The organism is Streptomyces xylophagus, assembly GCF_000716435.1.
Taxonomy (GTDB): domain Bacteria; phylum Actinomycetota; class Actinomycetes; order Streptomycetales; family Streptomycetaceae; genus Streptomyces; species Streptomyces xylophagus.
Genome location: NZ_JNWO01000004.1, coordinates 140,201 through 166,617, shown reverse-complemented (window position 1 = coordinate 166,617; position 26,417 = coordinate 140,201). Strand labels below are relative to the sequence as shown.

Below are 26,417 nucleotides of genomic sequence, written 5' to 3'. Positions count from 1 at the left end.
CTCTTCATGCTCCCTTCGCGGCCTGGAACAGCTCCGCCCGCGGGTCCTCGCCCGCGGTCGCCTCTCGATACGCCTCCAGTGCGTCACGAGCATTCCCCGTGACGTCCTTCGGGACACTCACCTCGACGGTCACGAGGAGGTCACCCCGGGTGCCGTCCTTGCGGACCGCGCCCTTGCCGCGGGCCCGCATCGTGCGGCCGTTGGGTGTGCCCGGCGGCAGCTTCAGCGTCACCGGCGGCCCGCCCAGGGTGGGCACCCTGACCTCGCCGCCGAGTGCCGCCTCCGTGAACGTCACCGGGACCGTCACCGTGAGGTTGTCTTCCTTGCGGCCGAACACGGGGTGCGCGTCGACGTGCACCATGACGTACAAGTCCCCTGCGGGACCGCCCCGTTCACCCGGCGCGCCCTTGCCGCGCAGCCGGATGCGCTGGCCGTCCGTGACCCCCGCGGGGATACGGACCTGCATGGTCCGCGACGACTTGGCGCGCCCGCTGCCCTTGCACTCGATACAGGGGTGCTCGGCGATCAGGCCGCGGCCCTTGCAGTCCGGGCACGGGTCCGTGAGCGAGAAACCGCCGCCGGAGCCGCGCGCGACCTGGCCGGTGCCGACACAGGTCGGGCACACGCGCGGTGTGCCGTTCTTGTCGCCGGTGCCCGAACAGGCCTTGCAGGGCTGCTGCGAGGACATCCGCAGCGGGACCGTGGCCCCTTCGATGGCCTCCGTGAAGCTGAGCGTGACCTCGGACTCGATGTCCTGGCCGCGCCTCGGCTGCGTACGGGTCGTGCCCGTGCCGCCGCGGTTGAACAGGCCCCCGAAGACATCACCGATGCCGCCGCCGAAGCCGCCGGAACCCCCGGCGCCGCCACCCTGGGCGCCGCCTCCGAAGAGGTCGCCCAGGTCGAAGTTGAAGTTGCCGCCGCCCGCGCCACCCGGCCCCGGGCGGTAGCCGCCGTTGCCGAAGAGGGAGCGGGCCTCGTCGTACTCCTTGCGCTTCTTGGGGTCACCGAGGATGTCGTTGGCCTCGGAGATCTCCTTGAAGCGCTCCTCGGCCTTGGCGTTGCCCTTGTTGGCGTCCGGGTGGAACTCGCGGGCGAGCTTCCGGTACGCCTTCTTGATCTCGGCCTCGGTGGCGTCCTTGGGGACGCCGAGGACCTTGTAGTAGTCCTTCTCGATGAAGTCCTTGGTACTCATCCTCGACGTCCCTCCTTCGGTCCGCTCGATGCGTCGGCTGCGTCAGCCCTCTTCAGGGCCGTTGTCCTTCTCGTCGGCGGCCTCGGACTCGTCCTCCGCCTTGCCGGTCCCCGTGGCACCGGGCTGCGGCTCGGCGACCGCCACCCGCGCGGGGCGGATGGTGCGCTCGCCGATGCGATACCCGGGCTGCAGGATCGCCACGCAGGTCGTCTCGGTGACGTCCGGCGCGTACGAGTGCATGAGGGCCTCGTGGATCGTCGGGTCGAAGGGCTCGCCCTCCTTGCCGAACTGCTGCAGTCCCATCTTCGCCGCGGCGGTCTCCAGCGACTCCGCCACCGACTTGAAACCGCCGACGAGTTCACCGTGTTCCCGCGCGCGGCCGATGTCGTCGAGCGTGGGCATCAGCTCGGTCAGGAGGTTCGCCACGGCGATCTCCTTGACCGCGATCCGGTCGCGCTCGACCCGGCGGCGGTAGTTCTGGAACTCGGCCTGGAGCCGCTGGAGGTCCGCGGTGCGCTCTTCGAGCGCCTTGCGCACCTGGTCCAGCTGGGCCGTCAGACCGGCGATCTGTGCACTTGCGTCCCCTGCCGGGGCCGCCCCCTCCCCCGTGGAGGGGGAGGCGGCCTTCGGCTCGGCGTCTTCGGGGGTGGCGCCGGAGGGGACGTCGGGCTTCTCGTCGAAGCCCGGAGTCTCCTCCGTCACGCGGCACCGTCCTTGCGCTCGTCGTCCACGATCTCGGCGTCCACCACGTCGTCGTCCGCCTTGGGCGCCTCGGCACCCGGGGCGTCGCCGCCCGCGGCCTGCGCGGCCTGGGCGTCGGCGTACATGGCCTGGCCGACCTTCTGCGAGACCGCGGCGACCTTCTCGGTGGCGGTGCGGATCTCGGCGGTGTCCTCGCCCTTCAGCGCGGCCTTCAGCTCCTCGACGGCGGCCTCGACCTCGGTCTTGACGTCGGCGGGGACCTTGTCCTCGTTGTCCTTGAGGAACTTCTCCGTCTGGTAGACGAGCTGCTCGCCCTGGTTGCGGGACTCGGCGGCCTCGCGGCGACGGTGGTCCTCGTCCGCGTACTGCTCGGCCTCCTGGCGCATGCGGTCGACCTCGTCCTTCGGCAGCGAGGAGCCGCCGGTGACGGTCATCTTCTGCTCCTTGCCGGTGCCGAGGTCCTTGGCCGTGACATGCATAATGCCGTTGGCGTCGATGTCGAAGGAGACCTCGATCTGCGGGACACCACGCGGGGCCGGCGGCAGACCGGTCAGCTCGAACATCCCGAGCTTCTTGTTGTACGCCGCGATCTCGCGCTCGCCCTGGTAGACCTGGATCTGCACGGAGGGCTGGTTGTCCTCGGCGGTGGTGAAGATCTCGGACCGCTTGGTCGGGATCGTCGTGTTCCGCTCGATCAGCTTGGTCATGATGCCGCCCTTGGTCTCGATACCGAGGGACAGCGGGGTCACGTCGAGGAGCAGGACGTCCTTGACCTCACCCTTGAGGACACCGGCCTGGAGGGACGCGCCGATGGCGACGACCTCGTCCGGGTTGACGCCCTTGTTGGCGTCCTTGCCACCGGTGAGCTCGCGCACGATCTCCGCGACGGCGGGCATACGGGTGGAGCCACCGACGAGGACGACGTGGTCGATCTCGTTGATGGAGATGCCGGCGTCCTTGATGACGTTGTGGAACGGCGTCTTGCAGCGCTCCAGCAGGTCGGCCGTCAGCTGCTGGAACTGGGCGCGGGTGAGCTTCTCGTCCAGGTGCAGCGGGCCCTCGGCGGACGCCGTGATGTACGGCAGGTTGATCGAGGTCTCGGTGGAGCTCGACAGCTCGATCTTGGCCTTCTCGGCAGCCTCGCGGAGACGCTGGAGGGCCATCTTGTCCTTGCCCAGGTCCACACCGTGGCCGGACGCGAACTGCTTCACCAGGTAGTCGACGACCCGCTGGTCCCAGTCGTCACCACCGAGGTGGTTGTCGCCGTTCGTGGCCTTCACCTCGACGACGCCGTCGCCGATCTCCAGGAGGGACACGTCGAAGGTGCCGCCACCGAGGTCGAAGACGAGGATCGTCTGGTCGTCCTTGTCGAGGCCGTACGCCAGCGCCGCGGCGGTCGGCTCGTTCACGATGCGCAGGACGTTCAGGCCCGCGATCTCGCCGGCCTCCTTCGTCGCCTGGCGCTCGGAGTCGTTGAAGTACGCCGGGACGGTGATGACCGCGTCGGCCACCTTCTCGCCCAGGTAGGCCTCGGCGTCGCGCTTCAGCTTCTGCAGGATGAAGGCGCTCATCTGCTGCGGGTTGAAGCTCTTGCCGTCCAGCTCGATCTTCCAGTCCGTGCCCATGTGGCGCTTCACGGAACGGATGGTCCGGTCAACGTTCGTGACCGCCTGGCGCTTGGCCACCTCTCCGACGAGCACCTCGCCGTTCTTGGCGAAGGCGACGACGGACGGCGTGGTCCTGGCGCCCTCTGCGTTGGTGATGACGGTGGGCTCGCCGCCTTCAAGAACGCTGACGACGGAGTTAGTCGTGCCCAGGTCGATGCCGACCGCACGTGCCATGGTTGATTCCTCCAGCAATGACTTGAGTGGAACGGACTCAAGTGTGCACGACACTCATCGCTGGGTCAACAGAGCTGAGTCGAGCGGACTCAACTCTTATCCGTTCCTTACACGCAACTGCGCGCTGACCTGCGGAGATCCGGCCCGCCGCACCCCGTAGACAGAGACTTTCAACAGTCCTCCTACGACGACCAGGGCCCCGCCGGCCACCCACATCACGGCGGATTCACCCGCCCACCCGTTGTGCACGAGCACCCCGACGAGCACTCCGGAGAACCCCCCGATCGAGAGCAGCACCACCGCCCCCTGCGGGGTGAGCCCCAACCGCCGCAGCCGGTGGGCGAGATGGTCCGGCCCGCCCCGCAACAGCGCCCGCCCGGCCAGCCGCCGCGACAGCAGCACCAGGACGGCGTCGGCGCTCGCGACGGCGGTGAGCGCGAACAGGACGCCCGCGCTGGACGCGAGATCGTGCCCGGTCCGGGTGATCACGGCCGCCGAGGCGAGCACGAAACCCGTGAACAGCGACCCGCACGCGCCGAGCGCGATCCGCGCGGGATGCCAGTTGTGCATCAGGAACCCGGTGAGCGCGGCGGCCAGCACACTCAACAACACCGCGAACCCGTCCATCACTTCCATCGCGGCACAGGCCCCGACCCCGAAGGCGGTGACCACTCCCACGGTCCCGGCCAGCCCGTCGGCGTGATCGAGCCCCTTGAAGGCACCGGCGACGAACACGATCCAGGCCGCGGCCAGCAGCCCCCCGGGCACCCCGATCTCCGCGTACGGCACGACACAGGCCGCCGCCACCGCCGTACCGACGACCAGGAACCGCGTCTTCAGCCGCCACACGTCGGCGACGAGCCCGAGCGCGGCCACGGCGGACCCGGCGACCAACAGACCGCCGACGTCATCACCCAGAGGCGCGACGCCGGTCCAGTCGCACCCCCAGGTGACCGCCACGACGGCGAGCACGACGGCGAGTCCCCCGAGCAGCGGTACCGGGCGCGTCCGTCGTCTGCGGTCGACGACACCCGCCCGCAGCGCGGGCACCCGGAGCAGTGCGGCGAGGAGGGCGGCGAGGAGCAGGGCGGTCGTGGCGGCGAGAATCCCGTAGAGCACGGTTCTAAATTAGACGCAAATGTACCAATTCAGTACGAATAACACGATCGGACCGTCACAGGTTTTTAAGGCGACCCTCAGCGACATAGATCACCGCACAGCTGGCTACAGTGCGACAGAGAATGAGGGTAATCTCGGTCGGACCGATTAAGTTACCGCTTAGTAATGTTCTGGGTTCGGTAATGACCCCTCGCAGGCCCGAGGAGCCCTGAAATGCAACTCGCCGCGATCATCGTGTCGCTGGTTCTGATCGTGGTCGGTGTGGCGCTGTTCGCCCGCGCCGTCCTGCAGATCTACACCTTCATGCGACTCGGCCAGAACGTGCCCGCGGGCACCCGCACCGACGAGCCCGTCCAGCGCACCGTCACCGTGGCCAAGGAGTTCCTCGGCCACACCCGGATGAACCGCTGGGGCGTCGTCGGTGTCGCGCACTGGTTCGTGGCGGTGGGCTTCTTCTCGCTGCTGCTGACGATCGTCAACGCCGTCGGCCAGCTCTTCCAGGCCGACTGGCTGCTGCCGGTCATCGGCGAATGGGCGCCGTACAACGTCTTCGTCGAGTTCATCGGCACGATGACGGTCCTCGGCATCCTCGTGCTGATCGCGATCCGCCAGCTGAACAAGCCGAACAAGCCGGGCCGCAAGTCCCGCTTCGCCGGCTCCAACTTCCGCCAGGCGTACTTCGTCGAGGCCGTCATCCTCATCGTCGGCGTCTGCATCTTCATGCTGCACGCGCTGGAGGGCGCCCAGCACCACGTCGACGGCTACGAGGCGTCCTTCTTCATCTCGTACCCGGTGGTGTCGGGCCTGGAGCACCTGGACGTGTCCACGCTCCAGAACCTCACGTACCTCTTCGCCGGCGTGAAGATCGCGACCTCCTTCATCTGGATGATCACGGTCGCCCTGAAGACCGACATGGGCGTCGCCTGGCACCGCTTCCTGGCGTTCCCGAACATCTGGTTCAAGCGCAACGCGACCGGCGAGACGTCACTGGGCGCCCTGCTGCCGATGACTTCCGGCGGCAAGCCGATCGACTTCACCGACCCGGGCGACGACGACGTCTTCGGCGTATCCCAGATCGAGCAGTTCTCCTGGAAGGGCCTGCTCGACTTCTCCACCTGCACCGAGTGCGGCCGCTGCCAGTCGCAGTGCCCCGCCTGGAACACCGGCAAGCCCCTCTCCCCCAAGCTCCTCATCATGTCCCTGCGCGACCACGCCCACGCCAAGGCGCCCTACCTGCTCGCGGGCGGCGGCAAGTCCATGGAGGGCGAGGAGAAGGCGACGGAGGAGCAGCTGGCCGGCGTACCGGCCGCGGCTCTGGCGGAGGCCGAGCGCCCGCTGATCGGCACGCTCGAAGAGAACGGCGTCATCGACCCGGACGTCCTGTGGTCCTGCACCACCTGCGGCGCCTGCGTCGAGCAGTGCCCGGTGGACATCGAGCACGTCGACCACATCGTCGACATGCGGCGCTACCAGGTGATGATCGAGAGCTCGTTCCCGTCCGAGGCCGGGACGATGCTCAAGAACCTGGAGAAGAAGGGCAACCCCTGGGGCCTGGCCAAGAAGCAGCGCCTGGAGTGGCTCAAGGAGGTCGAGTTCGAGGTCCCGGTCGTCGGCCAGGACATCGAGGACCTCACCGAGGTCGAGTACCTGTACTGGGTCGGCTGCGCCGGCGCCCTCGAGGACCGTGCGAAGAAGACGACGAAGGCCTTCGCGGAACTCCTCCACATCGCGGGCGTCAAGTTCGCGATCATGGGCGGCGACGAGAAGTGCACGGGTGACTCCGCCCGCCGCCTCGGCAACGAGCCCCTGTTCCAGGAGCTCGGCATGGAGAACGTCATGGCGCTGAACATGGCGTTCGGCGAGGAGTTGGACGACGACGGCAAGGTGGTGCCGGAGTCGGCGAAGCCTCGCGCCGCGAAGAAGATCGTCGCGACCTGCCCGCACTGCCTCAACACGATCGGCAACGAGTACCCGCAGCTCGGCGGCGACTACGAGGTCATCCACCACACCCAGCTGCTCCAACACCTGATCGACGAGGGCAAGTTGATCCCGGTGACGCCGGTGGAAGGTCTGATCACCTACCACGACCCGTGCTACCTGGGCCGCCACAACAAGATCTACACGCCCCCGCGCGAGATCATCGCCAGCGTCCCCGGCCTCCGCAACGAGGAGATGCACCGGCACAAGGAACGCGGCTTCTGCTGCGGTGCCGGCGGCGCGCGCATGTGGATGGAAGAGCGCATCGGCAAGCGCATCAACAACGAGCGCGTGGACGAGGCGCTTTCGTTGAACCCGGACATCGTGTCGACGGCGTGCCCCTTCTGCCTGGTCATGCTCACGGACTCCGTGAACGGCAAGAAGAACGACGGCAAGGCGAAGGAATCGATCCAGGTGGTCGACGTGGCCCAGCTCCTCCTGGACTCGGTCAGGACGCCGACCGACGACGAACCCCCGGCAGGCACCTCGGAACCGGAGAACGCCCCGGAACCCCAGCCGGTGAAGTAACGGCCCGATCCGCTACGACGGCGCCCCGCACCCTCTCCGGAGGGCGCGGGGCGCCGTCGTCGTAGGGGAAGGGTGTAGCGGGCTACACCCCGAATCCGGGAGAACGGTCCCTCGTGACGGCGAGCGCGCGACGGAATCGTAGAGGGCAGAGATCACGCCCCCGCCTCCCCTAGGACATCCCGTGAAGTCGCTGCTCACCACCCTGAAGTCGTTCGTCGCCAACCTGCTGCTGTGGTCGTTCTTCATCGGCGGCCTCGTCGCGAGCACGGCCTCCGGGGCGGTCCTGGACGGTACGGCGAAGAGTGCCGCCACCTACACCGGTATCGCCGTCTCGCTGCTGGCCGGCTCACGCATCGCGAAGAAGCCGAAGATCAAGGCGTTCCTGTCGAAGCCGTCGACGCTGTGGTTCCTGTTCCTCTTCAACGGCGGTGTCGCCGCGTTCTGTTACCTCTCCATGGACGGCGTCAAGGGCATCGCGACCGCCGCCGGAATGGGCCTGGTCTCCCTGGGCGCGGCGGGCGGCCTGGTAGCGAACCGCCGCAAGCCGGCCGCGGAGGCGAGGGTGGAAGAGCCCTGGGCCTGAGCTCCACCCAGCCCGTAGCCCCCAGTCCCCTCGCTACCTCGCTACCTCACCCGAAAAGGGCACACCCATGACCACGAAGCTCCGTCGTACGGCCACCCTCGCCACGACCGCCGCAGCCATAGCCCTGACCGCCGGCCTCCTCACCGCCTGCGACCCCACCGACACCTCCGACGCCTCCAACTCCCTGAACTGCCTCAAGAACTGGAACACGATCTCCGACAGCCTCAAGGCGATCCACGACGCGGGCGTCGACGCGGCGAAGGACCCGACCAAGACCGACGAATCCATCGCGACAATCGACAAGAACCTCGACAAGATCGACGCCAACTCGGACGACAACAAGGTCGACAAGGCGGTCACCGACCTCAACAAGGCGATCTCCGACTACAACAAGTCCATCCTGAACGGCGACACGAACCCCGACTCCAGCAAGATCGACGCGGCAGCGAAGAAGCTCAAAAACGTCTGCACGTCATAACAAGACGAGACCGGACGCAGCTTCGAAGTGACCGTTGGGCCACTCGCTTCTTGGCCAGTGTCGGGCTTCCACGCCCCGAGTAAAGGGCGCTCCCTGCGGTCGCGTCGGCTGCGCCGATTGCGCTGCGCTCCACCCTTGACTCGGGCCGCTCCAGCCCGTTTGAGAAGCGAGCGAGCGGCCCGGAAGAACGGATGGCCCAGGCATGCCTCCCCTTGCCTGAACTACGTCCCCGGGCGGGAGTAGGACGAGATCAGGGCTGGGGGGTGCTGGAAGCTGGGTCCCAGACTAACTTCTCACACGCCACGTCACAGGTTAGAAACGAACCCAGCTTCCAACAACCCCCCGCCCTCCCTCGAGCCCCTCCCTCAATCCTCAATGCGGGAGTCCCCACCGGGCGTTGGCCGCTGAACCGGCCCGGCGTGCTGGCGAGACGCGAACGCGCCCCACCCGCACCGGCCCGGCATGCCACGCAGCCCGGGTGGCATCCCCCCTACGTCGGTCAGTCCCCACCGGTGGGTGGCCGCTAAGCCGACCCGGCGTGCAGGCGAGACGCGAACGCGCCCCCACCACCCCGGCCCGCAGCACAGCCCACCCGACGGGATACCTGCCTGGCCACCCATCCCTCGGGGCCGCCCGCTCGCTTCTCCAACGGGATTGCGTGAGACGAGTCAAGGGTGGAGCGCAGCGCAATCGGCGCAGCCGACGCGACCGCAGGGAGCGCCCTTTACTCGGCTCACGCAATCCCGACACTGACAAAGAAGCGGGCGGCCCAACGTTCACCTCACAACCTACGCAAGTGGCAAACCCCGGCGCCAAGTTGAGACCCAACAGTCGCTACCACCACCCCCCAGAGATTTACCGACCTCACGTACAACCCTCACGCCCCACCACAGGTCTCCTGATCGCCAACCACCCGTGAAGCCAAGGACAACTCCAGGCGAAAACGGACGGTACGCACCCCATCGACGCGGATGCCCGCCACGCATCCCCCGCATGCCGCAGGAGACCCCGCATGCAGCAGTACCTGCGACTCGCCCTCGCGACGGCCACCGCGGCCGCGCTGACGGGCGGTCTGCTCACGCTCTCGATGACGACAGCGAGCGCCGCCGACTCGTTCAAGGTCGCGAAGGCCGACTTCAACGGTGACGGAATCGGCGATGTCGTCGCCTCCGCGCCCGGCGCATCTGTCGGCGGTCACGCCAACGCCGGCCAGATCGTCGTCCTGTACGGCACCACCACCGGCGTGTCGTCCGCGAAGCGCACGACACTCAGCCAGAACTCCGGCAACGTCCCCGGCACCGCCGAGTCCGGCGACTACTTCGGCTACCACACGGCGTACGCCGACTTCAACGGCGACGGATACGACGACCTGGCCGTGTCGTCGCCGTACGAGAAGGTCGGCACGGACACCGACGGCGGCGCGCTCGCGATCCTGTGGGGTTCGAGGAGCGGCCTGACCGGCAAGAGCAGCGACGTACCGGACCCGGCCGTGTCCGGGCACGACAACTGGGGCCAGACCCTCGCCGCCGGCGACTTCGACGGCGACGGCAAGGCGGACCTGGCGGTGGGCAGTTCGGCGGCCACCGTCTACGTCTACAAGGGCGGCTTCAGCAGCTCCACCGGCAAGCCCGGCGGCCGCTACACGATCAAGCCCCCGATCCACTCCGGCACGACCGGTTTCCCGTACGGCCCGGAGCACCTGACGGCCGGTGACGTGAACGGCGACGGCCGCACCGACCTCGTGGTCGACGGCTACGAGACGCGGACCAGCAACGGCTGGAACACCAACTACTACGTGCCCGGCGCGGCGAGCGGTCTGAGCATCGCGGGGGTGAAGACCCTCAAGCCCGGCATCGTCACCGGCATCGGCGACATCAACGGCGACGGTTACGGCGACATCGTCAGCGGCGCGGGCTGGGACGCCACGACGAGCGACGGCACGACCGTCCCGGACTCGGCGAACGGCGGCAAGGTGAACATCACCTACGGCTCCGCGTCCGGCCCCGCCTCGACCACCGGCATCACCCAGAACTCCGGGAACATTCCCGGCAGTTCGGAGAAGGGCGACGCCTTCGGCTGGGACCTGGACCTGGGCGACGTCAACGGCGACGGCTACCAGGACGTCGTGGTCTCCGCCCCGAACGAGGACCTCGGCGCCAACACCAACGCCGGCATGGTCACGGTCATCTACGGCTCCGCGTCCGGCGCGAACACCACCACCGGCGTCCAGTCCTTCGCCCAGAGCACGGCCGGCGTCCCCGGCGACGACGAGAAGAACGACCTCTTCGGCGCCGACGTCAAGCTCGACGACGTCAACGGCGACGGCCGGGCGGACCTGGTCGTGGGCTCGTACGAGAACGGCGGCGACGGTGCGGTGACCTACCTCCCCTCCAACGGCACGAAGATCGTCACGACCGGTTCCCGCGCCATCTCGGCCAGCGCGGCGGGCGTCTCGACCTCGGGCACACCCCAGTTCGGAGCCGTGTTCGCCGACTGACACCCCTGTCCCTCAGGGGATGTCACAGGTCCCTTAGGGGATGTCACAGCTCGGCAGCAAAGCCCCGTCCGAAACCCCCGGCCCGGCACGTGACTCAGCGGAACCAGGTACGTTCGATGACGTGGCTGGATTCAGGATCGGACGCGGCGGCCGGGACGGCAGGGCCCCGCAAGCGCGCCCTCAACAACCTGCGTACGGGCAGCAGGCACCCCCGGCGCCGCAGGGAAGACCGTACGGCTACCCTGCGGCCCCGCAGCCGTACCCGCCGCAGCAGCAACCGCAGTACGGAAGCGCTGCGAGCGGCGGCGGCCGGCAGTGGTCGTCACAGGGGAACGCCGGCAACGGCGCCTACGGCGACGAGCCGGAGTACTTCGGTGACGGCGGCGGCTACGGCCAGGGCGGTCACCCGGGCACCCCTGACCCGTACGCGGCGAACAACCCGGGCCACACCCAGGCGTTCTCCGTGGGCGAGGACCCGTACACCCAGGGCGGCACCTACCGCGCGGGCTCGGCCCAGGCGCCCTCCGGCCCGGTCGGCCCCCGCCTGCACTGGAAGGACCTGCTGAGGGGCATCGTCCTCGCCCCCCGGCAGACCTTCCTCCAGATGCGGGACTACACGATGTGGGCCCCCGCCCTGATCGTGACGTTCCTCTACGGCCTGCTCGCGGTCTTCGGCTTCGACGGCGCCCGCAAGGACGCGATAAACGCCACCCTGGCGAACGCGGTCCCGATCGTCCTCATCACCGCCGTGGCGATGGTGCTGTCGTCCTTCGTCCTGGGCGTGGTCACCCACACCCTGGCCCGCCAGCTGGGCGGCGACGGAGCCTGGCAGCCCACGGTCGGCCTCTCCATGCTGATCATGTCCCTCACCGACACCCCCCGCCTGGTCTTCGCCATGTTCTTCGGCGGCGACGCGACCTTCGTCCAGGCCCTCGGCTGGGCCACCTGGGTAGCGGCCGGCGCCCTCCTCACCATGATGGTCAGCCGCTCCCACGACCTCCCCTGGCCGAAGGCCCTGGGCGCGTCGGCAATCCAGCTGATCGCCCTGCTGTCGATCGTGAAGCTGGGCACGTTCTAGAGACTTCGCGGCTACGGCTTTTACGTCGACGAGGGGCTCCCGGTGCACGCCGGGAGCCCCTCGTCGACGTAGAAGCCGTAGGAGTCCTGGAAGTTGCCGTCGCGCTCAGGCGTCGAGAATCTGACCCGCGCGGCGCACGACCGGGGGTTCGACGGACCAAAGCGCCTAGCCACCACGCTTCTGCCGTCGTGACTGACTGTCGTCGAGGGCGTTGAGATGATGCCACCATGGCAGACGGTTCACGGCGTTCCCTGACCGAGCTTCGGCAAGGCGAGACAGTCCGAGCAACGATCACTGGTCACGAGCCTTGGGGCTTCGTGGCGGAACTCAACGGATACGAGCCCGTGGGCGCCTCGCTGGACATGATTCGCCGCAGCAGCGAGCCGGGAGTGCAGCACCTCGCGCAGGAGCTGCCCAGGGTCGGGGCGACCGTCGACCTCGTCGTGGGCGAGGTGCGTACGTGGGACCACAAGCCGTGGATATGGGTGGACCTCACGGCACCGAGTCAGGCCGAAGACTGAGCGTGCCCCCGGCGTGCCCAATCGAACGGGAACTCGCAGGGAACCACACCCGGGGGAATCCGGAAATCGGTTGTTCCTGCGGCATGTCCATGCGAAAAGGTATGGGCATGATGCGACCCGCGCGTGCGCTGCTCCCCCTTTTCCTGCTGCCAGTTCTCCTCACAGGATGCGACGCGGACAAGAACAGCGGGACGGCCGCCGACAGCGCCGACCTCGACGCCGCCGCGCGCGCATGGGGCGTGGCGCCGGAACTCGTCTATGTCACCGAGGTCTCCGGCTACACCGTGTTCCAGGAGTCGGTCGGCGAGTACGACGACGAGTTCGCCGCCGCGTACCGGTCCGAAAAGGGTGCCACCAAGTTCGGCCTCTTCGCAGGTCACGGCAGACTGACAGCGGAGAGCTGCCCCAAGCAGCCGCTGGGCGAGGTGTCGGACAAGCGGGTCACCTGTGAGCACGACGGCGACGCCTGGTACCGCAAAGCAGGTGACAGCCACGAGTACGCGGTACCCATCGACGCCGTGGTGGTCCACCTGATCGCGGACGCGGACAAGGTCGACCGCGCCGTTCTGCGTAAGGCGGCCGAGGCGGTCCACCGCCCGGACGACACCGAATTGGCGGCGCTCCTGCCGACCACCGACGGCGCGGACACATGATGAGGAGGGGCCAAGTCTCCGCTCTTGCCGCCATTTTCCGGCTGAGTTGGCTGGGGTGGCTGGGGTGGCTGGATCAGGAGTAGAAACCTCGGCCGTATTCGTCCCGGCTCAGACCGAAGTCGTCCGGACGATCGCGGCGGAGCTCCTCGTACCGCTGCGCGAAGACATCGAGCGCCTCGTGAAGGGTGCACCCCGACGTTTCGCGGATTGCCTTGAGCGCAGCGATGATCCGGTGCTCCAGGATGTCGCGATCCACGCTCTCGGGCAGCTGTTCCATGGCGCCGTGAGTGTATCGGCGCGGATGATCAGCCTTCAGCGGCAAGCGGTCAGGCGTCTGTCACAGGACGAGGGCATGCACTACTACCCCCGTTTACTTCCTGTCCTTTCCTGTCCTGTCCTGTCGGCGGTTCTGCGATGCCGATGAAGTTCCCGGCCATGGGCCGGATGCGGACCGACCACCCCAGCGCTGTGAGGTCGTCCGTGAGGGTCCGGGCGTCGTGGAACACCTTCACAATGCGGTACTGGCTGCCGTCATCGAGTCGGCGCAGCGCCGAGGGCGTCGGTTGGTCCGTGAGGACTTCCTCGTATGCGGCTGCCGCGGGGCCGTCGTCGACGAAGATCGCCTTTCCGCCGGGCGCGAGCGCGGCGGCGACGGTGTTCCAGAAGTCGGGCAACCGCCTCGGCGGGACGTGGGAGAGCCAGAAGGCGAAGAACACGGTGTCGAAGCGCCGTGGCGGCTGCCACTCGAACAGGTCGGCCTCAAGGAATTCCACGGCGGAGGATGCGATGCGCGCACGAGCGAGCGCCAGCACTTCGGCTGCCACGTCGACAGCCGTTACCGACCGGGCCCGCGCGGCGAGCCTTGGGGTCCACTGGCCCGTTCCGCAGGCCAACTCCAGCACATCCCCGGCAATCGGGAGTTCATCGACGACAGCCAGCAACCTCTGCAGGTCCTCGTACTCTGCATAGGGCCGGTCGTATTCGGCCGCACCGGCCCTGTAGTAAGCCATCTGTTCTGCCAGGAGAGCGTCGTCATCCATGCAGGTTCCTCTCAGCCCGGTTCGGTCGGAGCCACGCGCTCAGCCGGCCAACGTGGTCGCCACAGACAGCGTCGGCCTTCACCTTTGGGCAAGGTCAAGCGCCATGAGGGCCTGGGCACATCCGGACCGGATCAACTGAGATCTCTTGTGAGATCTCTTGGAACGCGAACCCTCATGAACAAGAGGCCCTCGGTGATCAACCGAGGGCCTCTTCGCTCACCAGTACCGCAACCCCTACGGCGTCCGCAGGTCAGACGGCTTCCTTGTTCGGCTTCGCCGCTTCTCCGGACCTATGTACTGGAGGCAGCACACTCCACGGGAAGTTGATCCAGTCGTCGGTGCGCTTCCACACGTACTCGCACTTCACCAGCGACTGCGACTTCTCGTAGATCACCGCGCTGCGGACCTCGGCGACGGTGTCGAGGCAGAAGTCGCGGACCAGTTTGAGCGTCTTGCCGGTGTCGGCGACGTCGTCGGTGATCAGGACCTTCTTGGAGGAGAAGTCGATGGCGTTGGGGACGGGGGCGAGCATCACCGGCATGTCGAGGGTGGTGCCGACGCCCGTGTAGAACTCGACGTTCACGAGGCTGATGTTCTTGCAGTCGAGGGCGTAGGCCAGGCCCCCGGCGACGAAGACTCCGCCGCGGGCGATGCTGAGGATGACGTCGGGCTCGTAGCCGTCGTCGGCGATGGTCTGCGCGAGTTCGCGCACGGCGACGCCGAACGCCTCGTAGGTCAGGTTCTCCCGTACGTCCTTGTCCGTGTCGCCCATGCTCACACCTGCGTCCGGTGGAAGTTGAGGAAGGAGCGGGAGGCGGTGGGACCGCGCTGGCCCTGGTAGCGGGAGCCGTAGCGCTCGCTGCCGTAGGGGAACTCGGCCGGCGAGGTGAGCCGGAACAGGCACAGCTGGCCGATCTTCATGCCCGGCCAGAGCTTGATGGGGAGCGTCGCGAGGTTCGACAGCTCCAGTGTCACGTGGCCGGAGAAGCCGGGGTCGATGAAGCCGGCGGTGGAGTGCGTGACGAGGCCGAGGCGGCCGAGGGAGGACTTGCCCTCCAGGCGCGAGGCCAGGTCGTCGGGCAGCGATACGACCTCGTAGGTCGAGGCGAGCACGAACTCGCCGGGGTGGAGGATGAACGGCTCGTCGCCCTCCGGCTCCACCAGCCGCGTCAGGTCCGCCTGTTCGATGGAGGGGTCGATGTGGGGGTAGCGGTGGTTCTCGAACACCCGGAAGTAGCGGTCGAGGCGCACGTCGACACTCGACGGCTGCACCATGGATTCGTCGTAGGGATCGATCCGGACCCGCCCGGCGTCGATCTCGGCCCGGATGTCCTTGTCTGAGAGAAGCACGCCCCGAGGATACGCAAGACGCGCGGACCGACCACAATCGGACGACCCGCGCGCCTGTTGCTGCCTACCGCGTTACCGCTACTGCTTCTCCAAGGTCACCGGCACCACACTGCGGAGCCGGGCACACCGTGGACACCGCACGAGCCGGCCGGGGCCGAGCCGCTCCGCCTGCTGCATCGGGAACGAAGCGGTGCTGAACACGTGCCCATCGGCACAACGGACGACGGTGCGCTCCATCAAGTCCATGAGTCCCTTCCCCAAGAGCCGCGTCCGACTGCTGCTCGCCGGACGCCAAATGCCACATTACGGGATGAAAGGAACGACTCTCCAGGCGGCACTCCGGTCCCACCCAGACCCTCTTCCACGCCTCCACCGTACGCCCCAACTCCGGCTCCCCGCAGCCGTGTCCGCCCTCCGAAACGCGACCGGGCCTCCACGGCTTCAGCACCGGGGGCAGGGCATGGGGTAGAGTGAGCGGGCATTCGACACCGGCTCAACCGGCGTCACGCGCGGGTGTAGTTTAGTGGTAGAACATCAGCTTCCCAAGCTGAGAGTGCGAGTTCGATTCTCGTCACCCGCTCCAGAATCTGCCCCCAGGTCAGCGGCCTGGGGGTTGTTTGTTGTCTAGACCAATTCGGGGGTCGCGTGCCCTCCGCGTGCCCTAAGTGCAGGTGGGGCACCCTATCCGCGGCCCTCGGGCGCCCGAGGCGTCCTGGTCAGGCCACCTGGCGGCGAGGCGCGGAACGCGGGCTGTCACTGGTGCTGTGCGGTGTGCAGCTCGTCGGTGAACTGGGCGAGGGCGTGCTCGGCCGTGGGGACGGGGCCGAACAGCTGCTCCTGACGGCGGGGGTCGGCGACGTAGCGTCCGGTGTCGAACCAGCCGAACATCGCGGCCATGTCCTTGACCACCGGATTGAAGCGGCCGACGACGGCTCCTGCGGCGCGGACGACGACGGAGGGGACGGTCCACACCTTGATCTTCTTTCCGGCCCGGTGGCCCATCACGTCGGCCACCTCGCGCATGGTGACCGGACGGTCCCAGCCGATGTCGATCCGCTCACCGGCCTCCGCCTCGGCGTCGACCGCGGCCGCCAGGTATGCCGCGAGATCGGAGGTGCGGACGAAGGTCAGCGGAACGGTGGCCTTGGACATCCAGATCAGGCGGCCCTTGTCGAGCGGGTTGCCCGCCATGGTCGCGACCTGGTCGAGGAACGCCCCCGGGCGCAGGGCGACGAACGGGACGCCGAGCTGTTCGAGTTTGTCCTCGGCGAGCTTCTTGTGCCAGAAGTGCGGGACATCCGGGGTCTGGTCGCTGGTGAGGATGCTGGTCAGGACGAACCGCCGGATGCCGGTGCGGTGGGCGGCCTCGGCGAGGTTGGCGTTGCCGAGGGTGTCGATGTCGTGGGCGTTCTTGCCGCCGCGGGTGTAGCCGGCGGCGGTGGTGATGACGGCGTCGGCGCCGGTCATGGCGGCCACGAGCGAGTCGACGTCGAGCATGTCGCCGCGGGCGATCTGAACGCCCCGGCTTTCGAGCCGGCCGGCGTCGGTGGCAGGTCTCACCAGGGCGCGGACGTTCTTGCCGCGTTTGAGTAGTTCGTCGACGACCTTGCTCCCCAGGGAGCCGGTCGCCCCCACGACGAGGACCGGGAGGGCGGTTGAGTCGGTGGCAGGCATGGGGTCTCACTTTCGGTCAGGCTGCTGGGCGGTGGCTGCGGGCATGGGCGCCTGCGTGCCGGACGGGGGGGGTGGGGTGGGTGAGGCGGGCCGTGGCGGCGGATCCGTCGTACGCCTCGCCGCCACGTGCCGCGTCCGGAACAGCCGGGACAGGGGAGGTGGCATGGCCTGACTGGAGGTGGGTCGTGCCGCATGCGGGACGGTGTGCACCCCAGTCCACGTGCCCTTTTCATGTGCGGTGTGGCGTACGGGAGTCTGGGGTGCACACCGGGGGAGTCAGGTGGACTCTTCCTCGGGCTCGGGCAACGCGCGGCTGCTGATCGCCTCGGTGATGGCGTAGGCGGTCTCGACGAAGGACTCCGCCTGCTGCTCCGACAGATTCCGGGCGGTGGTCTCCTCCAGGGCCTGCCACAGGGCCGTGATGGGCTCGCGCATCGCCCGGCCCTTGTCGGTGAGGTGGACCACCATGACGCGCCGGTCATGTGCGGCCGGCTCGCGGATGACCAGGCCGGCGTCCTGCATGCGGCGTAGCGCCTTGGAGAGGGTGGAGTGGTCCACGCCGAGGGATTCGATCAGCTCGGACTGGGACTGGCCGTCCTGATCGAAAAGGTGCATCAGCACCAGTTCCTGTCCGGGATGCAGGTCCATCTCGCGCAGCAGAGCGGCAGCGTAGGCGCGGTGGGCGCGGGAGAGTTGGAAGATCGCGTAGCTCATCGGTCCTGCGTCGGCCGTCGTGGGGATGCGGAGTTCGGGGGTGGGCATGGTTCGGTTCCTCAGCCAGTGTGGGTGGGGTAGTCGGTGCGGCCGGCCGCTCTGCCACCTGGGGAGGGGGTGGGCGGGCGTGCTCGGGCGACGGTCAGGACCGTACTTGCCCCGCACGTGCCCGGCGTCGCTGGCCTGCTGGACCGTGGCCGCCTGGTCGAGCGGGCAGGTACTGACGGTGGTGACGAGCTACCTGCTAGGGGAGCTGGCGACTCAAGCTGCCCACTGTGCGGGGAGTCGGACGATCCCCTGGCTGCACGGCTTGCGCCGGCTGCGGATCGGCTGGGACGACGCGACGACATCCACGAAGCCTTCCTCGGCTTCGCCGCCTGCCTCATCACTCACCGCCGCGTCCAACGCCCGGCTCCGTGAGGCGTCTTTGTCAGGACTTCTTGAGCCAACGTTGCAGCGCCTCGGGCACGTTCGTCGGATGTGAGCTGAAGCTCAACCGGATGTCGGGCTGGAGGTCGATGAGCACGTTGACGATCCGTTCGAACAGGACGGTGTACTCCGGGACGTTCTTGATGCCGCCGCCGATGAGCACCACCCCGTATGAGTGCGCGGCGAACAGCCGACGCAGCTCGGCCTCGGCCTCGTCGGGGTCCAGGCTGACATATCCCGCCTCGCCGTCGATGCCTGTCGCCTGGAGCGCAGCCCAGCTGCGCTCCCTCATGGCGACCAGCTCTTCGAGCGTCGCAACCCCCGGCGGGAAATCGTCCGGCGAAAGCGCATCAGAGGTGATGCCGAGGGTCAGCACGCGTTGATTGATCGGAGGCTTCACCAGAGAGTTCTCGTGGGACATGGGGTCTCCTCAGTTCTGCGGGGGACGTTCAAGAGAAAGTGTGGCTAGCCACATGACTACCGTAACAGCAATCGTGTGGCTAGCCAAGTATTCGCAGATGCGGGGCGGAGGTGGCCACCTCGGCTCGCTTCGGAGTGCGCCAGCCGCTTTCATGGCCGAACGCGGCGACGCCAGGGTGTGCCCGTACCTCAGATCACCGCGCCGGAGAAGGTTGCTCATCGGGCATCGGGCATCCGCGCGGTCGCGTCGCGGCAGCCGCTCGGCGATGCCGGGTCCCGGCCCGAGCGAGTTCCAGTCGCGTTGGTCGAGATAGCGGCCCGGTGTGATCGAGGCGTGGCCGCGTACGTGAGCGCGGGCGTAGGGGAGGGCAAGGGCCGCCCGGCGGGCGGTGTCCTGGAGCCGATCACCGGCCGCGTTCACCGGGCCGCCCGCGTGCCGGTACCTGTGCCTGTGCCGTAGGTGTGCGGGTCAACGGGCCGCTCCGCCCTGGGTAGTTGGGCGACGACGAGCCGGTAGGACTCGGTGACGAGCTCCCCGACGAGCTCCTTGTCGACGCCTTCTCCGCCCTCCAGGGTGATCCAGTGCCTCTTGTTCATGTGGTAGCCGGGGGTGATGTGGCTGTACTGCTCCCGCAGGGCGTGGGCCTCGCCGGGGTCCGCCTTGAGGATCACGACGGGACGCCCCGGGACTTCGGTCATCAGCATGAACACCTTGCCGCGCACCTTGTAGACCGCCCAGTCGGGGCCGAAGGGGTGCTCCAGCCGGGCTCCGGGGAGTTCCTCCGCGCAGTCGGCGGCGGTCTTGTGCAGGGCCGATCCGTTCATGGGCGGTGAGCCTTCCCAGGGGGTGACGGACTGTGGCGTCGAAGGAGGCGGAGGGCGCGCCGCGCGGGCACGGTGGCACGTCCCATCCTTGCGTCGAAGGCGACTGGACGGGCGGTAGGCTGCGGACACGTGATGGTCGACAAGCGACACTCCGGGCCGAGCGGGCCTAGCTGGCCAAGCGGGCAGGCCGGGCCGGCCGCGGTTCCGCTGTACGGTTTCCAGCCCCCGGTCGGTACTCCGTACGGCCTTGAAGTGAGTACCGTCGAGGATTTCTTCGCCCAGCACGACGACTGGCCGTGGAACCCGCCCCGGCCGGGCCGTGCCACCTTCCACTATCTGATCCTGGTCACCGAGGGCGAGTTGCGGCACGACGTCGACTACGTCACGCGGACCGTCGCCGCCGGCCAGTGGCTGTGGGTGCGTCCCGGGCACGCGCAGTGCTGGCATTCGCCCGGCGCGGCCCGCGGCCCGTTCATCCTGTTCGAACCGGACGTACTGCGGCCCGACCTCGCCCGCCTCCTGGCCCCGCTCACCGCGCACGAGGCCCCTGCCGTGCTCAGCCCGCACCCCGACGACACCGACTGGCTCCAGCAGACGGCACTCCAACTCCTGGACGAACACCGCGCACTGGGGCGCCGCCCCCTCGGCATCCACCACGCCCTGCGGCGCAGCCTGCTCGAATCGCTGCTGCTGCGCCTGGCCAACTCCCCGGGCATCGCCCCCACCGGCACGGCCACCGCCGGCACCGGCCGCGCCGACAGGTACGGGCGCTTCCTGGACGCCCTGGAGCTGCACTTCCGCGAACTCCACCAAGCCGCGGACTACGCCGAGTTGCTCGGCTGTTCGGTCCGCACCCTCAGCCGTGCCGCGCGGGACGCCACCGGCAAGGGAGTACGTGAACTCATCGACGAGCGGCGCCTCCTGGAAGCCCGGCGCCTGCTGGGAGGTGAACGGTGGGATGCCCGGACCGTGGCCGTCCACCTCGGCTTCACCGACCCCGCGAACTTCGGCCGCTTCTTCCGCGACCGCACCGGTCTCACCCCGGCCGCCTTCGCGGCCGGCGAGGCCACGAACGTCCCCCCTCCTCTCCCTGTTGACGATCTCGGTTGACGGTCCCGGTGGTTTCCGGCTGGGTCTCAGTCGACGGCCTCGATGGTGACGTCGACCGTGCCGTCGTACTTCTTGAAGGCATCGGTCCCCGAGCCGATCTCGCCAAGGACGATGATGCCGGGTTCGGGGATGGACTGACCGTCGTGGTCATAGAAGATCGCGATGTCGGGACCGGGTGACCAGTAGGCGATGTCGCCGATCTCGTAGCTGGACCGCGGCTCGCCTCCTGCGGTGAGAGACCGGGGCAGGTGACCGTACTTCTCGCGCTTGAACAGGTCGTTCATCTGCAGGGTCAGCGGAAGCAGCGAGGCGAAGTCGCGTGCCGTCGCGTTGTCTTCGAGGGTTGCGTCGAGGACGGTTTCTCCGGCGGTCAGTCGGATTCTCATAGGGGTTCCGCCCTCTGGGGTGTTGTGGGAGTGATCGTCGGCAGGACGACGACGTGCTTGCCCGGCGTGGTGCCGGACTCGACGTCGGCCTGGGCGGCACGGACCTGTTCCAGGCCGTGGTAGACCTTCGCGACCGGGACTTCGAGGCTCCCCGCGGCGATGGCCCGGAGCTGGCGGGCGAAGACGTCGGCCGGGAGGTCGGCGGCCTGACCGCCGTAGGACGTCAGCCGCACCCCGTTGGGGATCATGAACGGGGTGAAATCGGGGATCGTCCACTGGCCCGCCAGGGCTCCGGTGAAGCAGACCGTGCCGTGGCGACGGACGGTGCGGAGGGTGTCGGCGAGGACCGAGCAGCCCACCAGCTCCAGTACGGCGTCGACACCCTCCGGCATCAACTCGCTCACCTGGTCGGCGATCGTGCCGTTGTCGACGAGGGGATGGTCGACGCCCGCGGCCCGCAGTGCCCCGGCCCTCTCCGGGCTGCGGGTGGTGGACAGCACGGTGGCTCCGAGGTCCTTCGCGATCGTGGCCGCGCTCAGCCCGACCGTGGAGGTGCCGCCGCGGATCAGCAGCGTCTGCCCGGCCTTGAGGTCCAGGCCGGTGGTCAGCGATCCGTAGGCGGTCTGGAACATCTCCGGCAGCGCGCCGACGACCTCCCACGGCAGGCCGGTCTCGAACGGGATGACCTGCGCCGCGGGGACGGTCACGTACTGGGCGTAGGCGCCGTCGTACGAGCGGCCCATGCCGCCCATCATCGTGGCCACCTGCTGTCCCGGCCGCAGTTCGCTGTCCTCGTCGGCCTCGTCGACCACGCCGACGCCCTCGATGCCGGGCACACGCGGGTAGGTGACCGCCGCGTCCGACTCGCCCTTGCGGGTGGTGACTTCGGACTCGTTGACGCCGAACGCCTTCACCCTGATCCGCACCCAGCCGGGCTCGCGTACGGGCACCGGCACATCCTTGATCTCCAGTGCGTCGAGGCCGCCGGGCCGGGTGACGACGACGGCCCGCATCGTCGCCGGTGCGGAGTCGCCGGCTGGTGTCGGTCGGCTCATGTCGAGTTCCCTAACTGTGTTCGCCAACTGTGCTCGCCCCCAGGTGCGTTGTTCCGGGGTGACGAAGTCATCGCCCGGTGGCCGTCAGGGGCGGGCGATGTTCCCGAACAGGTCGAGGACCGCCTGGTAGCGGGCGCTGGGCTCGTGGGGAGGGTTGCCGACACTTCCCGAGGTGGGCCGGTCGTCCGTGACGGCGGGCCACAGGCGGGTCTGCTCGCCGGTGACGAAGTCGAGGACGATGTCGCGGACACGCGTATCGCGGTCGGCCTGTTCAGGGCTGCGGCCCGGCCGTTGCTGGCCGACCAGGGCGTACAGCTCGGTGCCGTGCACGGCGGGCGCATCCTCGGCGGGCCCGATCATGAGGAGACGGGCGGTGCCGCCCGCGGCGGCGTGGGCCAGGGCACCGCGAGCGGCGGGGAGCGTGAAGATGTAGTCCGTCAGGGACGCGGCGCGGACCTCGGCAGGGGTGCGGCCGTCCTGGTCGTAGGTGTCGACGATCCTCCTGGCGCGGGAGCGGGGAATGCGCCAGCCCGCGAATTCGTCGGTGACGCGGTCGACGGCGTGCGGGTCGAACCGGTCGAGGTCGTTCGCCACCCACCAGCCCATCTCGTCGCTGGCCGTGCTGAGGAGGACGTCGATGTCCCGGTGCGAGCCCGAGGCCAGGACGTCCAGGGGGTGGGCGTGCAGCACCCCGCCGGGCTGTTCGGCGTCCAGGACGACGCCGAGGCTCTGGTTGTCCATGCCGCCACGGACTCCGAGATCCGTCGGACAGACCGTGCGCAGGGCGGCCACCAGGGACGCCGCGTCGAGATCGATCAGCTTGTCGGGGTTGCCCGCGACACCGAGTTCGCTGACGAACCGCTCCGCGAGCTCCTCGGCCCACCAGGCCGGGACGAGACGCGAAGGCGCGCCGGAGAACCCGGCCAGTCGCCGGTACAGGCCGTCCGCGGCGGAGGCCCCGAGCAGCCCGAGGGTGGAGTAGGCGCCGGCGCTGTGGCCGAAGACGGTGACGTCGTCGGGGTCGCCACCGAAGTGGGCGATGTGCTGCCTGATCCAGGTGAGGGCTGCGATGACGTCCTGCAGGCCCAGGTTGCTGGCCTCGGCGAGCCGCCCGCCGTACTGCGAGAGCGAGAGCGCGCCCAGTGCGCCGAGCCGGTAGTTGAGCGACACGCTCACCACGCGTCCCGTCGCGGCGAGACCGGCGGCGTTCGAGGTGGGCTGCGTGTTCGCGCCGAACTCGAATCCGCCGCCATGGATGTACACGGCCACCGGCAGCGGCTTCCCGGCCCGCCGCTCGGGAGCCCACACGTTCAGGTTCAGGCAGTCCTCGCCCGTTCCGCTGTCCGCTTCGAGCCAGTCGCCGCTGTCGGGCTGGACGGGGGCGACGCCCTTGCGGTCGTAGGGGCGGTCGGGATCGAAGTCCGCGACCACGGGGCGGCGGTACCGCTCGGCGGTGGCGTACGGGATTCCCCACCAGGACCGCACCCCTGGTGCAGTCGGAGCCTTGGGCGCGGTCGCGGTCATGGGTGAGATTCCTTCCGGTGCGGTCGGGGTTTTCGCGCGGTGCGTCGGCTGCTGGTTGCTGGTTGCTGGTTGCTTGCGGTGACGCCCCCCATCATTTCCTCCGACCCCGCACATCACCTGACGGACAGCGGTCACCTGATGGTCACCGGGCGACACTTGTCTCTCTTCTCCGACTTCTCCGACGGCACCTTCTGCGGACCGCAGCCGGCGTCCGTGGTCAACCGGCCGGTGGTTCGGCCAAGAGAACAACCCGATCGGCTTCCACATCGAACCCGAGCACCGGATGACCGTAATCACCCTCCGGATCCATCAGCACCGGCTTGGCCAGCCGGCGCCCGATCGCCCGTAGGAAGGCGCAGAACACATCGAGTCGGTCCTGGCCCTGCAGCTCCCGCAGATCGACGTCGAAGTCGATCTCCTCCGCCGCGTGGAAGCGGAAGATCGCCAGCACATCGGCTGTCGGCCAAACCCGCAGCTCCGGGCACTCCGCATCAGCCGGGCGGGACAACACCGCTTCTGCCCGGGGCATCGGCATCACGACCTCGCCCTCGGAGTACCGGCACTGCCAGCCGCTCGCACTGATCAGGTCGAGGACCGCCTGCCAGTCCTCCACCGAGGCGTCAGGGACACGCACGTCCGGCAACGACCCCATCTCATCGAGGTCGAAGAAGTACTCGACGTCTTCCCAGAGCAGATCGGACACACCGTCATGCTGCCCGGCACCGATCCTCGACGCAGCCCGATTTCGTTGACGAAATTCATAGGGGCACCCCTCGCGGGGCGGTTCGGTCTCCGGCGTCCCTCGCTGACGTCTCTTCATCTCATCCGACGTGCTATTGCACAGCTGTGACAGTGAGCGCACAGCCCCGTCACCGCCCGCCGAAAGACTTCGTCCCATCGCGCAGGGCGGCAGGTCGAGCGGACCGGTTCAGGTTCCGGGGACGGCAGGCGGTTCCCGCGAGACTCTCATCGCAGCGTCATTCACATCCCTGGGGGGAAACTCGATGTCCGCTCGTAACCGTCGGAGCACCGCAGCCGTCGTCACCGCGGGTACCGCCGCACTGCTCACCCTGTGCGGCGCCGCCGCCACCGCGATGGCCGCTCCGTCCTCCGGCGGTAGTGCCAAGGGCAGCGCCGCGATGGTCGCCGCTGCCGCGTCCGGCCACACGGTCACCGTGCCCCGGGGGCTCACCATCAGCGACGGCACCCGCCACGTCATCGTCAACGGCAGGTCCATCGACTTCGGCACCGTCGTCCGCGACCTGGCCTGGAACCCCAGTGGCAGCAAGGCCGCGTTCATCGACGGGCACGGCAACCTCGTCGTCTCGAACCCCGACGGCACCCACCGCGTCACCGTCGCCGCCAACCCGGGCGGGCAGACCTGGTCCCACCCCACCTGGCAGGTGGCCGCGGCCGACCGTACGAACCAGATCCCCGCGAAGAACAACATCGTCTTCTCCGCCAAGATCCACGGCAGCACCGTCCTGGAAGGCATCAAGGCCACCAGCAACCACGGCAGGCCGGCCAAGATCAGCCTGAACGGCTACGCGGGAGACGGCCAAGTCCCGCAGACCAACAACACCTGGCCGAACGCCGGCGGCAGCTACGGCTCAGCCGTCTACGAGAACACCCACACCGGCGAGGTCTACATCCGGGACGACTACCTGCGGCAGCAGGGCGGCGCGCTGGCCAAGGGTTCCGAGCCCGCTCTCTCCCCCGACAACGAGGAGGTCGTCTTCGTCCGCTCCGTCCACGGGCACGACCACCTCTTCGTCGAGGACTTCGGCGGCTCCACCAACGTCGTCAAGGACGTCACCCCCAGCGCCACCAGCAACTACACCGAGCCCACCTGGTCGCCCAACGGCAAGACCATCGCCTTCCGGGCCCCCACCGGTACGTACACCATCACGAAGACCGCCCACGGCTTCGGCAAGCCCGTCAAGGTCTCCACCCACACCGGCCTGCCCGCCTACCGCGGCTGACCGCCACCCAACCGGCCGCCGGAGCGGGCGAGTTCGGCCTGTAGCTCGGGCAGGTGCTGGTCGGCCGTGTCGTGCGGCAGGTACTCGACCACGTCGAGAAAACGGAACAGAACCTGGGTCCTGGTGACGGCGAACTCGTAGTCGCCGTACCCCACCACGGCACCCATGTCCCCACGAACGGCGCCCCGGACGACATGCGCGGTCATGTCGTCCGGGGCTTCCGCCGTCAGTCCCCGGCGCGCGTTGGGCCGCGCCAGATACGGGCAGACCATCGAGGCGTAGAGCATGCACGCGCGGTGTCCCGGAGCTTCCAGCGTCGCCGCCATGTTGCGGTACGGCCGCCCGGCGGTGAGCGCCTCGCGGATCGCGGCACTCTCCGCGGCACCCACCACCCGCCACACCGGTCCTCTGGGCATCAGGGTGTTGCAGACCGAACACAGCCGCTGTCGTGCGCACTCGGCGCTGCGCCCGTAGTCGGTGAGCGCGAACCGGGGTTCGTCGCCCTCCCACGGGGTGATGGCGGGCACGGGGTAGCCGCGGCTGTCACGAGGTCTGGCCTCGACGGTCGTCGGCATGGGAACTGAATCGAATCGCACACCCCATGGTGAACCAGACGGCCTCGCCGCCGCGACGGTTCTCACCTTCGCGAGCGGCTCCTTGCCGTCACTCCCTTTGGTAAGAGTCGGGTAAGATTCGGCCACTTGTGCGAGGGCAAGGACCTCGCGGGGGAGGGAACATC

The 26,417-nt window shown here is 68.6% G+C and carries 26 protein-coding genes and 1 tRNA gene; 10 read left to right on the top strand and 17 right to left on the bottom strand.

All coding sequences use genetic code 11. The annotated features are described in order from the left end of the window. Positions 1-4 precede the first annotated feature (4 nt). The 4 genes from dnaJ to OO70_RS10190 all read right to left on the bottom strand — a co-directional run bounded on the left by dnaJ (position 5) and on the right by OO70_RS10190 (position 4,854). On the bottom strand, positions 5-1,192 hold the full coding sequence (dnaJ, locus tag OO70_RS10205) for a molecular chaperone DnaJ (protein ID WP_043667234.1): 1,188 nt from the start codon (positions 1,190-1,192) through the stop codon (positions 5-7). 42 nt (positions 1,193-1,234) lie between these two features. Continuing rightward, complete coding sequence (grpE, locus tag OO70_RS10200) at positions 1,235-1,894, bottom strand: nucleotide exchange factor GrpE (RefSeq protein WP_043667230.1); 660 nt, start codon at positions 1,892-1,894, stop codon at positions 1,235-1,237. Further along, a complete protein-coding gene (gene dnaK, locus OO70_RS10195; protein WP_043667227.1) occupies positions 1,891-3,735 on the bottom strand; it encodes a molecular chaperone DnaK in 1,845 nt (614 codons plus the stop codon). Before dnaK ends, grpE begins: the two co-directional genes overlap by 4 nt. Positions 3,736-3,831: 96 nt before the next feature. Next, positions 3,832-4,854 (bottom strand): MraY family glycosyltransferase, encoded by a 1,023-nt coding sequence (locus OO70_RS10190; protein ID WP_043667224.1) that lies wholly within the window; start codon positions 4,852-4,854, stop codon positions 3,832-3,834. A gap of 213 nt (positions 4,855-5,067) precedes the next feature. On the opposite strand from OO70_RS10190, the gene OO70_RS10185 reads away from it, so the two are divergent. The 7 genes from OO70_RS10185 (at position 5,068) to OO70_RS10155 (ending at position 13,169) form a co-directional block, all read left to right on the top strand. After that, the gene (locus OO70_RS10185) at positions 5,068-7,359 is read left to right on the top strand and encodes a (Fe-S)-binding protein (RefSeq protein ID WP_043667221.1); all 2,292 of its coding nucleotides are present in this window, start codon (positions 5,068-5,070) and stop codon (positions 7,357-7,359) included. A gap of 181 nt (positions 7,360-7,540) precedes the next feature. Beyond that, positions 7,541-7,942, top strand: coding sequence for a hypothetical protein (locus tag OO70_RS10180; protein WP_043667218.1), 402 nt, complete (start codon positions 7,541-7,543; stop codon positions 7,940-7,942). A gap of 67 nt (positions 7,943-8,009) precedes the next feature. Next, a complete protein-coding gene (locus OO70_RS10175; RefSeq protein WP_043667215.1) occupies positions 8,010-8,420 on the top strand; it encodes a hypothetical protein in 411 nt (136 codons plus the stop codon). Positions 8,421-9,432: 1,012 nt separating this feature from the next. Beyond that, entirely contained in the window at positions 9,433-10,917 is a 1,485-nt protein-coding gene (locus tag OO70_RS10170; RefSeq protein ID WP_043667212.1) for an FG-GAP and VCBS repeat-containing protein, read from the top strand. Between the two features lie 40 nt (positions 10,918-10,957). Then, a complete protein-coding gene (locus tag OO70_RS10165; RefSeq protein ID WP_078651334.1) occupies positions 10,958-11,995 on the top strand; it encodes a Yip1 family protein in 1,038 nt (345 codons plus the stop codon). 317 nt (positions 11,996-12,312) lie between these two features. Continuing rightward, positions 12,313-12,516, top strand: a complete 204-nt coding sequence (locus OO70_RS10160; protein WP_234336812.1) for a hypothetical protein — start codon at positions 12,313-12,315, stop codon at positions 12,514-12,516. A gap of 107 nt (positions 12,517-12,623) precedes the next feature. Then, positions 12,624-13,169 carry a hypothetical protein gene (locus tag OO70_RS10155; protein WP_234336811.1) on the top strand — a complete coding sequence of 182 codons (546 nt, stop codon included), beginning with the start codon at positions 12,624-12,626 and terminating at the stop codon, positions 13,167-13,169. A 73-nt stretch (positions 13,170-13,242) separates the two neighbouring features. Here OO70_RS10155 and OO70_RS10150 read toward each other — a convergent pair whose 3' ends face one another. The 4 genes from OO70_RS10150 to dcd all read right to left on the bottom strand — a co-directional run bounded on the left by OO70_RS10150 (position 13,243) and on the right by dcd (position 15,559). Beyond that, on the bottom strand, positions 13,243-13,446 hold the full coding sequence (locus tag OO70_RS10150) for a hypothetical protein (RefSeq protein ID WP_043667764.1): 204 nt from the start codon (positions 13,444-13,446) through the stop codon (positions 13,243-13,245). 49 nt (positions 13,447-13,495) lie between these two features. Then, entirely contained in the window at positions 13,496-14,209 is a 714-nt protein-coding gene (locus OO70_RS10145; RefSeq protein ID WP_078651333.1) for a class I SAM-dependent methyltransferase, read from the bottom strand. Between the two features lie 250 nt (positions 14,210-14,459). After that, positions 14,460-14,981, bottom strand: a complete 522-nt coding sequence (locus OO70_RS10140; RefSeq protein ID WP_043667204.1) for a phosphoribosyltransferase — start codon at positions 14,979-14,981, stop codon at positions 14,460-14,462. Between the two features lie 2 nt (positions 14,982-14,983). Beyond that, entirely contained in the window at positions 14,984-15,559 is a 576-nt protein-coding gene (gene dcd / locus OO70_RS10135; protein ID WP_019055444.1) for a dCTP deaminase, read from the bottom strand. Positions 15,560-16,068: 509 nt separating this feature from the next. On the opposite strand from dcd, the gene OO70_RS10130 reads away from it, so the two are divergent. After that, positions 16,069-16,142: transfer RNA gene (locus OO70_RS10130), tRNA-Gly, on the top strand. Between the two features lie 170 nt (positions 16,143-16,312). On the opposite strand, the gene OO70_RS10125 is transcribed toward OO70_RS10130, so the two are convergent. From OO70_RS10125 to OO70_RS10110, 4 genes are all read right to left on the bottom strand, one after another. Then, positions 16,313-17,233 (bottom strand): SDR family oxidoreductase, encoded by a 921-nt coding sequence (locus OO70_RS10125; protein ID WP_043667198.1) that lies wholly within the window; start codon positions 17,231-17,233, stop codon positions 16,313-16,315. Between the two features lie 276 nt (positions 17,234-17,509). Continuing rightward, the gene (locus tag OO70_RS10120; protein WP_043667195.1) at positions 17,510-17,995 is read right to left on the bottom strand and encodes a MarR family winged helix-turn-helix transcriptional regulator; all 486 of its coding nucleotides are present in this window, start codon (positions 17,993-17,995) and stop codon (positions 17,510-17,512) included. A gap of 382 nt (positions 17,996-18,377) precedes the next feature. Further along, complete coding sequence (locus OO70_RS51170) at positions 18,378-18,797, bottom strand: hypothetical protein (RefSeq protein WP_051741035.1); 420 nt, start codon at positions 18,795-18,797, stop codon at positions 18,378-18,380. 416 nt (positions 18,798-19,213) lie between these two features. After that, positions 19,214-19,621, bottom strand: coding sequence for an MmcQ/YjbR family DNA-binding protein (locus OO70_RS10110; protein WP_043667192.1), 408 nt, complete (start codon positions 19,619-19,621; stop codon positions 19,214-19,216). 252 nt (positions 19,622-19,873) lie between these two features. Here OO70_RS10110 and OO70_RS10105 point away from each other — a divergent pair, with 252 nt between their 5' ends. Beyond that, the gene (locus OO70_RS10105; RefSeq protein ID WP_106971649.1) at positions 19,874-20,731 is read left to right on the top strand and encodes a helix-turn-helix domain-containing protein; all 858 of its coding nucleotides are present in this window, start codon (positions 19,874-19,876) and stop codon (positions 20,729-20,731) included. 26 nt (positions 20,732-20,757) lie between these two features. On the opposite strand, the gene OO70_RS10100 is transcribed toward OO70_RS10105, so the two are convergent. The 4 genes from OO70_RS10100 to OO70_RS10085 all read right to left on the bottom strand — a co-directional run bounded on the left by OO70_RS10100 (position 20,758) and on the right by OO70_RS10085 (position 24,399). Then, positions 20,758-21,117, bottom strand: a complete 360-nt coding sequence (locus tag OO70_RS10100; protein ID WP_043667190.1) for a cyclophilin-like fold protein — start codon at positions 21,115-21,117, stop codon at positions 20,758-20,760. Then, a complete protein-coding gene (locus OO70_RS10095; protein WP_051741031.1) occupies positions 21,114-22,172 on the bottom strand; it encodes an alcohol dehydrogenase catalytic domain-containing protein in 1,059 nt (352 codons plus the stop codon). Before OO70_RS10095 ends, OO70_RS10100 begins: the two co-directional genes overlap by 4 nt. Positions 22,173-22,256: 84 nt before the next feature. Further along, the gene (locus OO70_RS10090; protein WP_043667188.1) at positions 22,257-23,696 is read right to left on the bottom strand and encodes a carboxylesterase family protein; all 1,440 of its coding nucleotides are present in this window, start codon (positions 23,694-23,696) and stop codon (positions 22,257-22,259) included. A gap of 217 nt (positions 23,697-23,913) precedes the next feature. Beyond that, a complete protein-coding gene (locus OO70_RS10085; protein ID WP_199827290.1) occupies positions 23,914-24,399 on the bottom strand; it encodes a hypothetical protein in 486 nt (161 codons plus the stop codon). A 301-nt stretch (positions 24,400-24,700) separates the two neighbouring features. On the opposite strand from OO70_RS10085, the gene OO70_RS10080 reads away from it, so the two are divergent. Continuing rightward, positions 24,701-25,678 (top strand): TolB family protein, encoded by a 978-nt coding sequence (locus OO70_RS10080; protein WP_043667184.1) that lies wholly within the window; start codon positions 24,701-24,703, stop codon positions 25,676-25,678. On the opposite strand, the gene OO70_RS10075 is transcribed toward OO70_RS10080, so the two are convergent. Next, positions 25,666-26,253, bottom strand: a complete 588-nt coding sequence (locus OO70_RS10075; RefSeq protein WP_043667181.1) for a hypothetical protein — start codon at positions 26,251-26,253, stop codon at positions 25,666-25,668. The genes OO70_RS10080 and OO70_RS10075 overlap by 13 nt on opposite strands. Positions 26,254-26,417: the final 164 nt, after the last annotated feature.

What these genes read in the sequence shown, in the direction of transcription:
- dnaJ (WP_043667234.1), bottom strand. Translation starts at nt 1,192, where the DNA reads ATGAGTACCAAGGACTTCATCGAGAAGGACTACTACAAGGTCCTCGGC.
- dnaK (WP_043667227.1), bottom strand. Translation starts at nt 3,735, where the DNA reads ATGGCACGTGCGGTCGGCATCGACCTGGGCACGACTAACTCCGTCGTC.
- OO70_RS10185 (WP_043667221.1), top strand. Translation starts at nt 5,068, where the DNA reads ATGCAACTCGCCGCGATCATCGTGTCGCTGGTTCTGATCGTGGTCGGT.
- OO70_RS10175 (WP_043667215.1), top strand. Translation starts at nt 8,010, where the DNA reads ATGACCACGAAGCTCCGTCGTACGGCCACCCTCGCCACGACCGCCGCA.
- OO70_RS10170 (WP_043667212.1), top strand. Translation starts at nt 9,433, where the DNA reads ATGCAGCAGTACCTGCGACTCGCCCTCGCGACGGCCACCGCGGCCGCG.
- OO70_RS10165 (WP_078651334.1), top strand. Translation starts at nt 10,958, where the DNA reads ATGTCACAGCTCGGCAGCAAAGCCCCGTCCGAAACCCCCGGCCCGGCA.
- OO70_RS10155 (WP_234336811.1), top strand. Translation starts at nt 12,624, where the DNA reads ATGATGCGACCCGCGCGTGCGCTGCTCCCCCTTTTCCTGCTGCCAGTT.
- OO70_RS10150 (WP_043667764.1), bottom strand. Translation starts at nt 13,446, where the DNA reads ATGGAACAGCTGCCCGAGAGCGTGGATCGCGACATCCTGGAGCACCGG.
- OO70_RS10145 (WP_078651333.1), bottom strand. Translation starts at nt 14,209, where the DNA reads ATGGATGACGACGCTCTCCTGGCAGAACAGATGGCTTACTACAGGGCC.
- OO70_RS10140 (WP_043667204.1), bottom strand. Translation starts at nt 14,981, where the DNA reads ATGGGCGACACGGACAAGGACGTACGGGAGAACCTGACCTACGAGGCG.
- OO70_RS10125 (WP_043667198.1), bottom strand. Translation starts at nt 17,233, where the DNA reads ATGCCTGCCACCGACTCAACCGCCCTCCCGGTCCTCGTCGTGGGGGCG.
- OO70_RS10120 (WP_043667195.1), bottom strand. Translation starts at nt 17,995, where the DNA reads ATGCCCACCCCCGAACTCCGCATCCCCACGACGGCCGACGCAGGACCG.
- OO70_RS51170 (WP_051741035.1), bottom strand. Translation starts at nt 18,797, where the DNA reads ATGTCCCACGAGAACTCTCTGGTGAAGCCTCCGATCAATCAACGCGTG.
- OO70_RS10110 (WP_043667192.1), bottom strand. Translation starts at nt 19,621, where the DNA reads ATGAACGGATCGGCCCTGCACAAGACCGCCGCCGACTGCGCGGAGGAA.
- OO70_RS10100 (WP_043667190.1), bottom strand. Translation starts at nt 21,117, where the DNA reads ATGAGAATCCGACTGACCGCCGGAGAAACCGTCCTCGACGCAACCCTC.
- OO70_RS10095 (WP_051741031.1), bottom strand. Translation starts at nt 22,172, where the DNA reads ATGAGCCGACCGACACCAGCCGGCGACTCCGCACCGGCGACGATGCGG.
- OO70_RS10090 (WP_043667188.1), bottom strand. Translation starts at nt 23,696, where the DNA reads ATGACCGCGACCGCGCCCAAGGCTCCGACTGCACCAGGGGTGCGGTCC.
- OO70_RS10080 (WP_043667184.1), top strand. Translation starts at nt 24,701, where the DNA reads ATGTCCGCTCGTAACCGTCGGAGCACCGCAGCCGTCGTCACCGCGGGT.
- OO70_RS10075 (WP_043667181.1), bottom strand. Translation starts at nt 26,253, where the DNA reads ATGCCGACGACCGTCGAGGCCAGACCTCGTGACAGCCGCGGCTACCCC.